Here is a 15,805-nt window from a genome sequence, read left to right as displayed (position 1 = left end):
ATGAGCTTCTTTTCATCGTTTTAATTATCAGTGAGTTCCATTTTTCTTATACAGATCACATTTTCACATTGCTGTGCCTTGCCTGAGCAATTATCCAACTGCGATCACACTCATGAAAATAATTTTCATACATGCTAATTAAAACGGCTAATGTATGAAATATGTTTTCAAACGAGAGGATTGTTGTAATGAAAAAAATCATGTTGTGTTGCGCTGCGGGAATGTCCACCAGCATGCTGGTGCAGAAAATGCGTGCCGAAGCGGCAAAGCGTTCAATGGACGTCGAAATTGAAGCGTTTCCGGTGGCAGAAATTGAAAACCAACTTCACCACGCCGATGTGGTGCTGCTTGGCCCGCAAGTGCAGTTTGAATTACAACGTCTGACCGAACTTTCCACCCCGCGAGGCTTGCCTGTGGCGGTGATAGACATGATGGATTACGGCACCATGCGCGGCGATCGCGTGCTGGATAAAGCCATTCAACTGATGGCCTGAGGCCCGCGGAGAGCAGCATGAAAATTACCGTTGTTGGCGGGGGAAGCAGTTACACCCCGGAATTGATTGAAGGTTTGATTGAGCGCCATGCTTCACTGCCAATGGCGGAACTGGCACTGGTGGATGTCGAAGCCGGTCGCCAGAAAGTTGATATTATCGCCGCCCTCGCCCGCCGTATGCTGGATCGTAATGGCCTGGAATCGGTAAAAGTCTCGGTGCATTTTGATGCTGACGAGGCGATAAAAGGCTCCAGTTTTGTCTTAACGCAATTGCGCGTCGGGCAACTTCCCGCGCGCGCCGCCGATGAACGCCTCGGTTTAAGCCACAAGCTGCTGGGCCAGGAAACCACGGGCGTGGGCGGTTTTGCCAAAGCACTGCGTACCATTCCAGTGATGATGGATATTGCGAAACGCGTGGAGCGCCTGGCTCCCGACGCGTGGATTATCAACTTCACCAATCCGGCTGGCATTGTGACCGAAGCGGTTTCGCGCTACAGCAAGGCCAAAATTATCGGCCTGTGTAATGTGCCCGTCACTATGCATCACATGATTGCCGATATGCTGAAACTCCCCCACGACAAAGTGTCGCTACGTTTTGCGGGCCTGAATCATATGGTTTGGGTACATAAAGTGTTGGCCGACGGACGCGATGCCACCGACGAAGTGATCGAAATGCTGTGCGACGGCGAACAGCTTTCCATGAACAATATTAAAGCGATTCCGTGGCCTGCGGATTTGCTGCGCGCCCTGCGGGCTATTCCCTGCCCGTATCACCGCTATTTCTGGCAAACCCGCACCATGCTCGAAGATGAACTGGCAGATGCAGACACCAAAGGCACGCGTGCCGAGCTGGTGATGAAAGTAGAAGAGTCGCTGTTTAAGCTGTACGCCGACCCGAATCTGGATAAAAAGCCAGAAGAACTCAGCCAGCGCGGCGGGTCGTTCTATTCCGAAGTCGCGGTGCAATTGATCAATGCACTGCACAACAATCTCGGCGTTGAAATGGTGGTCAACACCGCCAACAACGGGGCGATTCAGGGCTTGCCGGACGACGTAGTCATCGAAACCAATTGCCTGATTGATGCCCTGGGCGCGCATCCGCTGGCCTTTGGCAAATTGCCGCTGCTGATGAATGGCCTGACGCAGCAAGTGAAAGATTTTGAACGCCTGACCATAGAAGCCGCGGTTCACGGCGATAAGCAAAAAGCGTTGCTGGCGTTGGTCGCAAACCCGCTGGTAGCTGATGTCAATCTGGCACAAACGTTGGTCGAAGAAGTATTAAGCATTAACAAAGCGTGGTTACCGCAGTTCAATCAGTAATGGCTTTTCACCAAATATAAAAACAATACCCGGCGCTAAATCCTGCGCCGGAAAGGGGGTGTCTGTGTCTGTGAGTAAATCTATTATCGAAAAATACGTGCTGCCAACCGCGCTTAAAATCGCCGGGCAAAAGCACGTGCTGTCGGTGCGTGACGGTATCATTCTGAATATGCCGTTTATGCTTATCGGCTCGTTTTTCCTGATTTTTGCCTATCTTCCGGTGCCCGGATATGGGCAGATGATGACCAACCTGTTCGGCCCAACGTGGCAGGAAAAGGTGCTCTACCCGGTTAAAGCGACATACGACATCATGGCGCTTATCTCCGCCTTTGGTATCGCGTATCGCCTGGCAGAAAAATATCGCACTATCGACCCGCTAACGGCAGGCGCCGTGTCGCTGGTGGCGTTTGTGATGACCATTCCGCAGCATATTATGTTTACTCCGGCAGCGGGTGGCGCAGCACAACTGGTGAAAGGCGTGATGCCTATGGGCCAAATTGGCAGCCAGGGGCTGTTCGTCGCGATTATTATCGCCCTGCTCTCCACCGAAATTTATCGCTTCATTCACAATCGCAACCTGGTTATCCGTATGCCAGAAGGCGTGCCGCCTGCGGTGGCAAAATCTTTCCTGGCTCTGATTCCGGGTTTCTGCGTTTTGGCGGTGGTTCTGGCGCTGCGCCTGTTGGTTGAAGCCACGCCGTTTGGCGACATCAACACCATGATTACCGATCTGGTCGGCATTCCAATGAGCCATGTCGGCGGCTCCTTGCCAGGCATGATTATCTCGGTATTGCTGATTGGGATTTTGTGGATGCTGGGCCTGCACGGCGACACCATCGTGCTGGTCTTTATCCGCCCAGTCTGGTTGAGCAATATGTCTGAAAACCTGGAAGCGTTTCAGAATGGCCTGCCGATTCCGCACATTATCACGCAGCAATTTTACGACTTGTGGATTGCCCCTGGCGGCACCGGCGCGTTGTTAGGTCTGGTGATATTTATGCTTATCCGCAGCCGCAGTGCGCAGATGAAACAGCTCGGTAAAATCGCAGCCCCTGGCAGCCTGTTTAACATCAGCGAACCGATGGTGTTTGGCATTCCAATCGTCATGAACCCGTATCTGGTGGTGCCGTTTATTCTGACGCCAGTGGTATTGGTGATTGTTTCTTACCTCGCGATGACCACTGGGCTGGTGGCAAAACCTGCGGGGATCGCCCTGCCGTTTACCACGCCAATTGTGGTCAGCGGATACCTTGCAACCGGCGGGCATATTTCAGGTTCGATACTGCAAATTGTGAACCTCGGGATTTCGCTGGTGATGTATTACCCGTTCTTCCGCATCTGGGATAACCTGAAATACCGCGAAGAGCAGGCGAGTAAATCACAGAAAGAAGCGGCGGTTACGCCGGTTACTGAGCAGATTACGTCTTAGTAAAATAGTTTCGTAGGGGGGATAAGCGACAGCGTCAGCCACCAAAGATGTGCCAGCTGCCGGATGACGCTACGCTTATCCGACCTACTAAAAGCTCGTGGGCTGTCTCACGGGCTTTAAAATTGCCTTCGCCATCGCCTGCCCCATTTCTGCCGATACCGTCAGCCCCTGAACGAAAGGCTTGTCGTGCATAAGATAAGGCAACGCGCCAAACGCAATGCGCCCCCGCACACTGGCAGGTTCCAGTAACGTGTAGTCGTCCCCGACCTCAGGAATGTCATCGCCAGTGGTTTCGAGTTGCTTGCGTAGCGAGGGAAACGGCAGGTCTTTCGTTTTTAATGCTTTCTGTCCGCGCGCGTCGATAAAAACGTCAAACTCATACACACTTTCATCGGTCGAAATCACCGTCTGGCGCTCTTGAATGTCCAGCTTATAATCCTGCCCGAGAGCGAGAATGCTGATAATTCCGGCTTCGCGCAATGCCAGTAATCGGCGAATAGATTGCGAGGGGATCGCCGCATAATTATCGATAAACACGCGTGCCAGCCCGGCATTAAATCTTTCGCTATCCCGCTCATTAAGATGCGGCACAATTTCCTGAACGGCTTCATGCAAACGCAGGATGGCGTACCGCCAGGGCACAGTCTTGCGGTCGCGTTTGTTGCGTTCAACTTCTTGCAGATTGGACTCCGCCCAGCGAAACGGGCCGTTCTCATGGCGATCGGCAAACCAGGCCTCGGTAAAACTATCCGCATCAAGCGTTTCCAGCGAAATATGCGCACTCCATGCAGGGTCGGCGTGTTCAATTTCCTTCTTCACCAGCTCAAAAACCCGGTCGAGCAGGCCATTTTCGCCGTTGGCAATTTCTTGTTTAATCGCCTGTTCAGTCACAATAGCGAGCGGTTCATAAGGAATTGGACAGTAGAAATCAGCCTCCGGCAGAATGCCCGAGCGCGACATCAATACAATCTTAAGCCCCTCGCATCCCTGGTCTGGCCTGAATTCAATCTGTTCGTCGTCGGTTTCGATGAAATCACCATGCTGAATCACCACCGCCATTGCCGCATCAATGCCGCTAAGAGAGGTGCCCATAATGCCCACTTTGCACGCCGGGATTTTGGCTTCCATCAGCCCGGACCACGGACTGGGGAAGAAAGTACGCACCGTCGGGTCTTCTTCAGGCCAGACGTGGCCAGTGGCAATCACGACATGTTCAAAGAGTGCTGATTCCGGGCTGTTTTGCGCCCACAACCTGACGCCATCTGCCGCCACTTCAAGGTCCGTGACCTGGCAAGACTCATGCACCTGGATATCAAAACCCTGCTTTCTGGCTTGCTCGACCAACTGCAAAAACTGGTCGCGGAAATATTCCCCCAGCAAAATACGCGGCAGAAATTGCCGGATATGCAGGGAAGAATGCTCCACGCCATATCGAGCCAGATAGCTTTCACTTCTGCTTCTGAGCCAGTCAATGTAGCTCGAAAAAATGGGCGGGATTTCGATACTGGCGATATTGGCCAGCATCATTCGCGAATTCTCTTCATCGCTGTAAGGCATGCCCACACCTGCTTCACGTGCCTGTTCGTAGACAGCAATAGACAGCGGTTCATTATGTTTAAGAAGGGAGTAAAAGGTATAAATCCCCGTTGGTCCTGCACCGATAATGGCAACCTTTCTCATCAATCCTCACCCTTTTATCCCACAAATTCCTACTTTGAGATTAGGTTCACTCGATGATTTCTGGCAACTTATCTGCGGCACAAAGTCGTTTTACCCGGCATGGATTCCCTGCCGCGATGACGCCTGCGGGAATATCATGCTTCACCACGCTGCCCGCACCAATCGTTGAGCCATCGCCAATGGTCACACCGGGCAAAATCATGCAGCCCCCACCAATCCAGACATCATTCCCAATCGTGACCGGACGGGCGCTGCCGATATGTCGATTGCGGGTTTCAGGGTCAAGCGGATGTTGTGCGGTATAAATTTGTACATCCGGGGCAATAAAGACGTTATTACCGATAGTCACGCGAGCGCAGTCGAGTAAAACAAAATTGAAATTGATAAACACGTTATTGCCGATATGCGTGTTGCATCCGTAATCAATGCGCATCCCTTTTTCGAAATGCACATTTTCGCCGACGCGGCCAAATATCGTGCGAACCAGGCGATCTTTTTCCGTTACGGCGCGAGCACTCAACGCATTGAATTCATCCACGTTATCGCGGGTTCGGTAGCGAATTTCAATTAATTCCGGGTCATTAATATTGTAGCTTTCACCGCTGACCATTTTGTTAAATGCGCGCATCAAAAATTCCTCACAGGTTGGTGAGGTTGTTTAATCACATTTAGAGAAATAATGAAATTAGCGCGCCCGGTAAATAGCATTGTCAGCACAAAAGTCAATATATTCAGTTGGTTCGCACAGGGAAAATGCTAATTGATTTTCCCTACCTGCTTACGAATATGGTGCTGTAACACCGCCAGCATACTCGCCCCGGACAAACCAATCATCAATGCGCCATTAACGGCTTCCAGCGGGCCAAGCAGTTTCCATTTCGCGCTCATCACGATATCGCCGTAACCCAGCGTGGCAAAGTTGACGCCCGAGTGATAAACCGCCTCTTGCAGATTGGAAAATTCACCCAGCCAGAGGAACAATATTCCCCAGAGCATGATTTGCAGCAGATTGCCCATCAGCACGATAATGATAATTCCGAAGAGCGCCAATACCCCCACCAGCATGCCTTCGCGCTGGTGAAAGTGTTTGATATAAAAACGAATACACCAAACTGACACCAACGATTGCAGCAGCATATTACACAGAATGACCGGCATTCCCGTGAGCAAAACCAGTAACATTTTATTCTCCAGACCAGGTTTCGACGGCTGGACGACCACTCCGGTGCCAGCGTTCAAGAACCACCACACACGCCCAACCGTAGAGGGCAACCGCAATGTATAAAGAGCAACGCATCGCCGACGCCAGCCAGACATCTTTACCCGAAGCGCTGTCCTGAATGGCGGGGCCAAACAGAATCAGGCAGGTAATCCAGGCGTTACTCCAGAAAGAAGGTGTGAATCGACTGATAACCAGCCGCACCAGGCGCCGCGCCACCCACAGAGTCATCAGCGCCGTCAGTAATACCAGCATTAATAGCGAAGGCCAGATACTCAGCGCCAGCCAGAGCACCGCCGCGAGTAACGCGCCCATCACCGTCGAAAACACCAACTCTCGCCCCGCTTGCTTTGCCACCAGCGTGTTGGCCTGTTGAGCCAGCATCACGGTTTTCATCACCGCCGGGATATAAAACGCCGGGTTGCTGAGTGCCAGCAGCCACACCGGCAACACAATAACCACCGCGCGCAGGGCTAACCTGTGCGGCGACTCAGGCGCAAGAGCCACTTTCGCGCCCCCGGCAGGCGTGGCTTGCGGCGGGAATAACACCAGCGCCAGGCGATTAACGACGGAGCCGATAATAATTCCCAGTCCCATCATTTGGGCGATGCCTATCGCCAGCGACTGCTCGATAAGCCCGGCAATCGGAATAATGGTCACGGCGACAATCAAAAGCATGGCCTGCGTTGACTTCCCACGCAGCCCCATCAGCATCAGCCAATAGAGCAGCAGCGCCGTAAACAACATTGCGGGTAACGGGTAATGAGTCAGCAGCGGCACCATCAATACCCCGCCAATCATGGTCGCCATCAGCATTAAGCCGACGATGACCCCTTTTTTGATCGGTAACGGTTTACCCTGGCAGAGCACAATCCACGCCATGATGCAGCCCAGATGGGGCATGGGCAGAGCAAGGCCGTAACACGCAAACGTGGTGACGCCGATGCCAAACCCAATTCTCAGTACCGCACGGTCTGCGTTATGCATGGTCCACCTCAGTAGATATACGAGAACCAGCTCATTAACCGTATGTAAATGCTACCGAAGAAGCTCATCAAACCGCCGCCATTGGCGTAAACCAGCACATCAGCCTGTCCGCCGACGCGTAGGTTTTTGACCGGAGGGAAATCGTCTTTCACAAAGGCAATCTTGACCGGGAAACGCTGGGCCTGACGCAGCCAGTCACGGTTATTGTCCACCGTCGGTAAAACGCCTGCGGGCTGGCCGGGAGCCGTACTCACGCCATAGCCGATACTTCGCACCTGTCCTTTGAAAATATGACCGGGTAGGCTGTCGAGCAAAATCGCCACTTCATCACCGGCATTAATATTGCCGATGTTATTTTCCGTCATATCCGCGCTAATCCAGACATCGCTCATCGCAACCAGCGTCATCACTGGCGCTCCAGCCCCAAGAAACTGGCCGATATCGGTGTTTAAATCCGTGACCAGGCCGCGGTTGGTCGCCACCACGACGGTATTTTTACGGTCGAGTTCCGCTTTATGTACCGCAGAACGCGCACTCAGCAACTGCGAGTTATTGTCTCCGGCAACGCCCGCCGCTTCAGTCGCCCGACGCACATCTGCCGCTGCCGCCGCCATTTGGCTACGTGCGGTTTCGCGTGTCGCTTGTGCCACCTCGAGACGGCGAACGGAAATGGTGCCGGGATCTTCACGATACAAACGCTCCTGGCGTTCAGCATCTTTCGCGGCATTTTGGTAGGCGGCGGTGGCGGCCTGTAGCCCGGCTTTAGCCGCCGTAATCGTCTCTTTATTCGCGTTGACGGAGCTGAGCACCGTTTCATAATCCGACCGCGCTTTTGCCAGCGCGATGTCGTACGGTTCCGGGTCGAGTTCAAACAGCGGGTCGCCCGGAGCGACTTCCTGATTATCAACCACGTAGACCTTCTGAATTTGCCCCGCCACCTCAGCAGAAATCGGGATGACAAATGCCTGGATTCTGGCCTGCGAAGTGTAGGGCGTGAGCCGGTCCGCCGCTAAATACCAGCAGAACAACACCACAATCGCCACCAGCAGAGTGATCACGCCACGACGGCTAGTTTGCCCTGCCGGGGATGAGGATTCGGTCATTGCTGTTTACCTTCTGTAGGCATGGTTTTTGGGGGATGCGTTTCTGGTGGACGCGTTGCAGGCGGCAAAGGTTCGTCCAGCAAAGGCACCCAGTCTTCTCGCTGGCGTAAATGAGCCTCGGTTTGCGGGTCAACCAGTGGGCGCTCGCGCCCTTTCTCCCAGCCGCCGCCGAGGGCTTTGTAGAGGGTGATCAAATCACGCATCAACGCACCCTGGCTGTTAACCAGCCTTTCCTGCTGGTTAAACAAAGCCCGTTGTGAGTCCAGCACGCGCTGAAAATCGGCCATACCTTCGCGATATTGCGTGTTGGCAATCTCAAGTGAGCGGCTCGCGGCCTCGCCGGTTTGCGTCAGCAGCTCGATTTCCTGCTTATCATTGGCATAAGCGACGGCGGCGTCATCAACATCGCGAGCGGCCTGAAACACCGTGTCGCGATAGCGTTCATGCAGTTGCAGGAAACGCGCATCCTGCACTAACACCTGGTTCCCAAGACGCCCCTGGTCGAGCAAATTCCAGCTAAACGTTGGCCCTGCAACCCAGGACAACGTGCTGCTGTCGCCATTGCGCCCGCTGATGCCAACGCTGCCAATAAGCGAGATAGAAGGATAAAGCTCACTTTCCGCCACACCGATCAGCGCTGACTGAGCAGCCAGTTGCCGCTCGGCGACCCGCACGTCAGGCCGACGGCGTAGCAAATCCGCAGGCAATTCAGACACCAGGGCGAGGTTCGCTTTCGGCAGCACGCCGGTATTGCCTGCCATTTCTGGCAACGGGCCTGGTTTTCGCGCCAGTATCACGCTAAGTGCGTTTTGGTTTTGCCGCAGCGTGGTTTCGAGCTGTGGAATACTGGAAAGGGTTGAAAGATATTGTGTTTTCGCCTGCTGCACATCCAGCTCCGCGCTGTTGCCACTCAGGAACAGGCGTTCCGTGATTTGCAGGCTCCGGCGCTGGATTTTGGCGTTGCTGTCGGTGATCGCCAGCCGGGCTTCCAGGGTGCGGATGTTCATATAAATTTGCGCGACTTGTGCCGCCATCAACACCTGAATATCGTCGTACTGTGCAAGCGTTGCGAAATAGCTCGCATCTGCCGACTCCACGCCACGCTCGAATTTACCCCAGAAATCAATTTCCCACCCCAGATTGAAACCCGCGCCATAAGTGGTGCTGGCGATATATTTGCCGTTGCGCTGCTGCCCGCCGGTGAGCACTTCGCCATCCCCGATGGTGGCCTGCGGGCTGCGTAAACTCTCCGCAATGCCTAATTGCGCCCGCGACTCCAGCAGACGCAGCCCGGCAATTTTGACGTCGGGATTTTTGCGCAAGGCTTCATTGATCAGCATCGTTAATGTCGGATCGTTAAGTTGCCTCCACCACTGGTCATAATTTTGCGCAGAAACCTGGGCAGACATGGTTTTCGTCGTCGGCTGCCATTGAGTGATTTCAGGAACTTGCGGCGTTTTGTAGTCTGGCCCCAGAGTGGTACAAGCGGTTAACACCAGACTGGCGCCTCCTGTTAACAGAAGACGCCTGATTCTCTCCTCACAGAGCATCTTGTCCGCTCAACGTTGGGCCGGATGGACCCTGATTGACCCAGGCCATGAAGATTCGATAACCGATCGAAAGCAGCGTCGCGCCGATAAACATACCGAGAATGCCGTTGGTCGCCATACCGCCCAGCGCACCCAGCAGCACCACAGGCATTGGCACATCCACGCCACGTCCGAGCAACAGCGGCTTGAGCACGTTGTCCGCCATACCCGCGATAACCAGCAAAATGGTGAAGACGATGTTCATCGCCGTTCCGTGGTCGCCCGTCATCCACATAATAACGATAGCTGGCGCGGTGACGAGAATCACCGGCACCTGGGCAATCCCCAGAATCAGCGCGAGGACGAAGAAAATCCCCACCGCAGGAATGCCCGCAATCGCCATCACGATACCCGCTAACAATGCCTGAATGAACGCAACGCCGATTACGCCCATCGCCACCGCCCGAATCGTATTGGTGCACAGGCGAGTTAACGCCGGGCCTTTTCTTTCATCAGTAATACGTGTGGCAATATTGGTAGCACTCACCGCACCGGCAGCGCCCCAGGCCATCATAATTCCCGCCACAATGAACGAGAACACAAAGCCAATCAGGCCGCCGCTCATACTGGCGAGAATGGTCAGCACGTGGCGAGTGATTTCCCCTAATTGTGGGCCGTAGCTTTTCACCAAGCCGGGTAAATCCGTCGAGGCTTTCATCCACACGACGTATATTTTTTCACCGACAACAGGAATAACCATCACGCGATTTGAAGGCGGCGGAATAACCAGGCTATCGCTGCTCACCCGGGTAACGAGCGCGCTCACGCTATCTCCCAGCGAGGTGATCATAGCGATGGTCGGGACTACGATAAGGAGCACGCCCAGCAGCACCAGCACTGTTGCCGCCAGCCCCTGCTTATTCCCCATGCGTGAAGCAAAACGTTGATGCAATGGGTATAACGTTACCGCCAGAATAAGCGCCCACAGCAGCATATTCATAAAAGGCGAGATGACGGTAAAACAGAAAGATCCCAGGGCGAGGATTAATCCAAACTTGATGAACATATCGAGAAATCGGGCAACCAGCCTTTTCTCGGCATTCGAGGTATCATTAATTTCCATGATGACGTTATTCCAGGTGATGGTGACAATCGCAAGTATCCGTGGGCAGCATAAATACTAAGCCCGCGAATTAACTCGTACTCCGTTAGAATAAGTTCCAACAACTTCAGTAATATAAAAGTATTAGATGTTTATTGAATGCCATCCGTTATTTGAGGATAGAATAAACAAGAGTTATTGCAATACGTGCAACTTACGGCAATAACGATCAACAGTTAAATATTCACCATAAAGCTAAAAAACCGATTCAATAAACAGATAGCAACAGAAATCGCAGCGCATATTCCATGCGTAGCCTATATCAACGCAATTTATTTTTTATTTATAAAAAAACATAATTTTTATATAGCCATGCCAACTTACAAGAGCAGAACGGGTGCAGCCTTATTGTTTGTGACTGATTAATGACAAAAAAAAGCACAAATGGTCCCTTCCCTAAAGTGGCAAGAAACAGTTCTTTGAACCATAGTCTATGGGTAAGGAAAACATTTATCTTCCATAATCAAAGATGAGGTTCGTCATGAAGATAGTTAAGGGCATGTTGGTAGCATTAACGTTGGGTGCAGTATCGTTTGGTGCGTTCTCAGCTGAGCTGTTGACGAAGGAAGCTTACAACGACCACAAAGATGAATATGTGAAAGTCGGCACTATCACCACCAGTGGCGAAACGTCACCGAGTGATGCCAAAGAAGAACTCTCTAAGAAAGCCGATGAGCTTGGCGGCAAGTTTTACGTTGTAACCTCTGCTGATACCGAGAATAAAATTCACGGCACCGCAGATGTCTACAACAAGAAATAAGCGGCACATCAGTTAATCAAAAATGGGCAACCTGTGCGTTGCCCATTCTGCCCTCTTCCAACCCTTCCCATGTTCTGATCGGCATAAATACCCTATACTTCGTCGTCCTGGGTGATTGATAACCCTGAATAACGCAGGTATCTGGGTACCTCTGATGTATATATCAACACGATTCCGAATTGTTCTTCACCTTTGTTCGTTTCTGGTCGTTCTGTACAGTTTGACCATGATCCCGCCAATGTTGTTGGCTTTAATCGAAAAAGAACGCAGTCTGTTTGGGTTTCTTTATACCTTTATCATCACTTTTACTCTCGGAAGCCTGTGCTGGGCCTTAACCGGGCGGTCGAATATTCAGCTCGAAACGCGCGATGGTTTTATCATCATCGTATTGTTTTGGTTACTTTTTTCAGTGATCAGCGCCATGCCGCTGTGGCTTGATGACAGCTACAACGTCTCTTTAGCTGATGCGATATTTGAAGGCGTTTCAGGGATTACCACCACCGGAGCGACCGTTTTCAATGATGTTTCCCTTCTCCCCAAGTCGATACTTTATTACCGGGCGCAGCTAAATTTCGTCGGCGGTCTCGGTGTCATCGTGCTCGCGGTTGCCGTGCTCCCACTGCTCGGTATTGGGGGGATGAAACTTTATCAGTCCGAAATGCCTGGGCCTTTTAAAGAAGAGAGACTCACCCCACGCCTTGCGGATACCGCCAAAAGCCTGTGGTTAACTTATTTGCTGCTGGGCGGGGCATGTACTCTTGCGTACAAGCTCGCAGGAATGCCATTTTTCGACGCGCTGTGCCACGGCCTTTCTACTGTGTCATTAGGTGGGTTTTCGACGCGCACAGAAAGCATCGGCTTTTATGATAGCTACGCGATAGAGCTGGTTGCGGGGGCATTCTCCTTGCTCTCAGCCATTAACTTCACGCTCTATTTTGTCGCCCTCGCACGCCGTAGCATTAAACCTTTCCTCAAAAGTGCCGAGCTGCGATTCTTCCTGCTGGTTGCAAGTGTGGTGATTTTAATCATCACTCTCGAAGTCTGGCGAGCCGGAATGTACGCCCTTCCGGCCTCGTTCGTGCATGCCTTTTTCCTCACCAGCTCAATGATTACCGACAACGGGCTTTCTCCCGGCGATTATGCCTCGTGGCCGGTACACACCATCGTACTGCTGCTTTCAGCCAGCTTCTTTGGCGGCTGCGTAGGTTCAACCTGTGGTGGGATCAAAGCGCTGCGTTTCCTGGTGTTATTTAAACAAACGCGCCATGAAGTACACCAGCTCGCCCACCCCCGTGCCGTGATGAGTATTCGCGTCGGAAACTCGCCGATAAACGACAGAGTGCTGCGCTCGGTGTGGAGTTTCTTCTTTCTCTACGTGGTGTGCACCTGCTTCTTTATCTGGATGCTCAACTTGCAGGGTTATGACTTATTAACCTCTTTCGCCACCGTTGCAGCTTGTATTAACAATATGGGATTAGGTTTTGGCGAGACTGCGGCAGGTTTTGGCACGTTAAGTGATAGCGCTAAATATTTGATGTGCGCCGCGATGTTATTGGGGCGACTTGAGATTTATCCGGTGCTGATTTTATTCTCGAGGACGTTCTGGAGGAGTTAAAAACAAATACCCCGGCGGTGAATCGCCGGGATTGCGTTCTTTATTAAACGATTAAAATCGCCCGAATATCATTAACGTTCGTCAGCGTAGGTCCCGTTTTAATGAGGTCATTTAGCGCCGCAAAGAAGCTATAACTGTCATGCTCTTCCAACATCTGTTTTCCACTTACGCCTTTTTCCTGCGCGCGGCTGAGAGTATCAGGACAAATAAATGCCCCAGCAGCATCCTCAGTACCATCGATACCGTCGCTATCTCCCGCCATGCCCCAAATATGTGTTTCCCCTGCCAGGGCGTTCACCAGGCTTAACAAAAACTCAGTATTGCGCCCCCCACGTTTTGCAGAACAGCTCCCGATAGTTACCGTGGTTTCGCCGCCGGAGAGCAATACTGCTGGCGTTTTGACTGGCAGTCCATGGTGCTTAACGGAACGCGCAATGCCTGCCATGACTATCCCAAGTTGCGCACTTTCCCCCTCAAGCGCATCCCCAAGAATCACAGGGGCTATCCCCATTTTCCCCGCGACAGCTGCCGCACTGAGTAATGCTTTTGACGGTGTGGCAATCATGCGTACATCAACTTGAATAGCTTTAGCACTTACAGTTTCTCTTTTTTCAGCAAGCACTTGTGACACATGTTCAGGTAATTCAATTTGATAGCGATGCAGTATTTCTCTGACCTGCTCGATAGTACTGTTATCAGGAAGAGTTGGCCCTGAAGCAATATCTTCAGGGTTGTCTCCTGGCACATCGCTAATAACTAACGTCACCACTTTTGCCGGAAGTGCCGCCAGTGCCAGGCGGCCACCTTTAATATCCGAGAAGTGCTTCCGAACGGCATTCATTTCTTGAATCGTGGCTCCACTTCGCAGCAGTGCTTTATTCACGGCTTGCTTATCCGCAAGCGTAATGCCGGTGCGTGGCAATGCCATCAGAGCCGAACCGCCACCTGAAATCAGGGCAATCACTAAATCATCAGGAGTCAGGTTCTTGAGTGATTCCAGAATCAACATCGATGCCACTTCGCTCATGGAATCTGACACCGGGTGCGCCGCCTCAATAATTCGTACTTTCCGAGTGGGAACCGCATGACCGTAGCGAGTGACCACGACACCTGAAAGCGGCACATCGGGCCATGCGGCTTCCAATGCTGCCGCCATTGCAGCGGAAGCCTTACCGGCTCCCACCACAATACATCGGCCAGGGGGTTTTTCTGGCAACGCATCAAGCAATGCAGCATGAGGGTCTGCACTTTTAATCGCCGCACTGAACATTTCAAGCAACGCACTTTTCGCTGTTTCGTTCGTCCACGTAGCCATTATTCCCCCTGATTTTTAGCGCTTCATGATGGCAGCAATAACTGCATCGGTGACTTCACGAGTTGTTGCTCTACCACCGACATCTGGCGTTTTGACACCGGTTGCGCACACTTCTTCTACTGCCGACATCAGCAAAGCTGAAGCATCATGTTCACCCAGGTGATCCAGCATTTGTGCCGCCGTCCAGAAGCTCGCAACAGGGTTGGCGATACCTTTACCTGTGATATCAAATGCGGACCCATGAATAGGTTCAAACATTGAAGGGAAGCGACGCTCCGGATCGATATTTGCCGTAGGCGCGACACCCAGGCTCCCGGCGAGTGCGCCAGCAAGGTCTGAGAGAATGTCAGCATGGAGGTTAGTCGCCACGATGGTATCCAGTGATTTTGGATGCAGCGTCATGCGCACCGTCATAGCATCAACCAGCATTTTATCCCAGCTCACATCAGGAAACTCAGTTGCCACTTCGGCAGCAATCTCATCCCACATAACCATCCCGTGGCGTTGAGCGTTGGATTTTGTTACCACAGTCAAGAGTTTACGTGGGCGTGACTGTGCTAGCTTGAAAGCATAACGCATGATGCGAGTGACACCGGCACGAGTGAAAATAGCCACTTCAGTACCGACTTCCTCCGGTAAACCACGGTGCGCCCGCCCGCCGTGTCCTGAGTATTCGCCTTCGGAGTTCTCACGCACAATCACCCAATCCAAATCGCCTGGACCAGCATTACGCAGCGGCGACTGAATACCGGCCATAATTTTTGTAGGGCGCACATTAGCGTATTGGTCAAAACCCTGACAAATAGGCAAACGCAGCCCCCAAAGTGTAATATGATCCGGCACATCTGGTGCACCCACCGCGCCAAAATAAATAGCATCAAATGATTTCAGTTTTTCCAAACCATTTTCAGGCATCATCACACCATTCTTTTTGTAATAATCAGATCCCCAGTCAAAATGTTCAATTTGGAAGGTCACATCGCCCACTTTCTTTTGCAAACATTCAAGAACACTGACGCCTGCTGAAATAACTTCAGTACCAATACCGTCAGCAGGAATTGCAGCAATTTTGTAGTTACGCATGGGTAAGACTCCTTACAATGATTATATTTTTGGTCAGTTCATTGGCGTCATTAGTTTTCTAATGACCTATTATTCAAAAAATAAAAATTCGCAGGTTTATATTTTAATTA

14 protein-coding genes are annotated in these 15,805 nt (G+C 51.9%); 5 read left to right on the top strand and 9 right to left on the bottom strand.

Features of this window, described 5'->3' with window-relative positions; genetic code table 11:
- Positions 1-188 precede the first annotated feature (188 nt).
- From M2371_RS06645 to celB, 3 genes are all read left to right on the top strand, one after another.
- A complete protein-coding gene (locus M2371_RS06645) occupies positions 189-494 on the top strand; it encodes a PTS sugar transporter subunit IIB (protein ID WP_034493908.1) in 306 nt (101 codons plus the stop codon).
- A 17-nt stretch (positions 495-511) separates the two neighbouring features.
- Positions 512-1,813, top strand: coding sequence for a 6-phospho-beta-glucosidase (locus M2371_RS06640; protein WP_259267296.1), 1,302 nt, complete (start codon positions 512-514; stop codon positions 1,811-1,813).
- 70 nt (positions 1,814-1,883) lie between these two features.
- Positions 1,884-3,242 (top strand): PTS cellobiose transporter subunit IIC, encoded by a 1,359-nt coding sequence (gene celB / locus M2371_RS06635; protein ID WP_172896160.1) that lies wholly within the window; start codon positions 1,884-1,886, stop codon positions 3,240-3,242.
- A gap of 87 nt (positions 3,243-3,329) precedes the next feature.
- On the opposite strand, the gene M2371_RS06630 is transcribed toward celB, so the two are convergent.
- The 7 genes from M2371_RS06630 to M2371_RS06600 form a co-directional block, all read right to left on the bottom strand.
- Complete coding sequence (locus M2371_RS06630) at positions 3,330-4,922, bottom strand: FAD-NAD(P)-binding protein (RefSeq protein ID WP_259267295.1); 1,593 nt, start codon at positions 4,920-4,922, stop codon at positions 3,330-3,332.
- A 46-nt stretch (positions 4,923-4,968) separates the two neighbouring features.
- A complete protein-coding gene (locus tag M2371_RS06625; RefSeq protein ID WP_259267294.1) occupies positions 4,969-5,550 on the bottom strand; it encodes a sugar O-acetyltransferase in 582 nt (193 codons plus the stop codon).
- Positions 5,551-5,678: 128 nt separating this feature from the next.
- Entirely contained in the window at positions 5,679-6,104 is a 426-nt protein-coding gene (locus tag M2371_RS06620; protein ID WP_034493902.1) for an ion channel, read from the bottom strand.
- A 1-nt stretch (position 6,105) separates the two neighbouring features.
- Complete coding sequence (locus M2371_RS06615) at positions 6,106-7,128, bottom strand: DUF2955 domain-containing protein (protein WP_259267293.1); 1,023 nt, start codon at positions 7,126-7,128, stop codon at positions 6,106-6,108.
- 8 nt (positions 7,129-7,136) lie between these two features.
- On the bottom strand, positions 7,137-8,231 hold the full coding sequence (locus M2371_RS06610; RefSeq protein ID WP_259267292.1) for an HlyD family secretion protein: 1,095 nt from the start codon (positions 8,229-8,231) through the stop codon (positions 7,137-7,139).
- Positions 8,228-9,727, bottom strand: coding sequence for an efflux transporter outer membrane subunit (locus M2371_RS06605; RefSeq protein WP_232062482.1), 1,500 nt, complete (start codon positions 9,725-9,727; stop codon positions 8,228-8,230). The genes M2371_RS06610 and M2371_RS06605 overlap by 4 nt, the downstream gene beginning before the upstream one ends.
- 43 nt (positions 9,728-9,770) lie before the next feature.
- The gene (locus tag M2371_RS06600) at positions 9,771-10,883 is read right to left on the bottom strand and encodes an AI-2E family transporter (RefSeq protein WP_259267291.1); all 1,113 of its coding nucleotides are present in this window, start codon (positions 10,881-10,883) and stop codon (positions 9,771-9,773) included.
- 520 nt (positions 10,884-11,403) lie between these two features.
- Between M2371_RS06600 and yahO the strand changes: the two genes are divergently transcribed.
- Together yahO and M2371_RS06590 are read left to right on the top strand one after the other, a co-directional pair.
- Positions 11,404-11,682, top strand: a complete 279-nt coding sequence (gene yahO / locus M2371_RS06595; RefSeq protein ID WP_034494561.1) for a DUF1471 family periplasmic protein YahO — start codon at positions 11,404-11,406, stop codon at positions 11,680-11,682.
- Positions 11,683-11,836: 154 nt separating this feature from the next.
- The gene (locus M2371_RS06590) at positions 11,837-13,297 is read left to right on the top strand and encodes a TrkH family potassium uptake protein (protein WP_172895282.1); all 1,461 of its coding nucleotides are present in this window, start codon (positions 11,837-11,839) and stop codon (positions 13,295-13,297) included.
- Between the two features lie 43 nt (positions 13,298-13,340).
- On the opposite strand, the gene M2371_RS06585 is transcribed toward M2371_RS06590, so the two are convergent.
- Together M2371_RS06585 and M2371_RS06580 are read right to left on the bottom strand one after the other, a co-directional pair.
- The gene (locus M2371_RS06585) at positions 13,341-14,612 is read right to left on the bottom strand and encodes a glycerate kinase (RefSeq protein ID WP_172895283.1); all 1,272 of its coding nucleotides are present in this window, start codon (positions 14,610-14,612) and stop codon (positions 13,341-13,343) included.
- Between the two features lie 15 nt (positions 14,613-14,627).
- A complete protein-coding gene (locus M2371_RS06580) occupies positions 14,628-15,695 on the bottom strand; it encodes a tartrate dehydrogenase (RefSeq protein ID WP_034493895.1) in 1,068 nt (355 codons plus the stop codon).
- Positions 15,696-15,805: the final 110 nt, after the last annotated feature.

This window comes from Buttiauxella sp. BIGb0471 (assembly GCF_024807715.1).
In the GTDB taxonomy this organism is placed as follows: Bacteria; Pseudomonadota; Gammaproteobacteria; order Enterobacterales; family Enterobacteriaceae; genus Buttiauxella; species Buttiauxella agrestis.
Note: the sequence above shows the minus strand (reverse complement) of the source record. Positions and strands in the feature narration are given on the sequence as shown.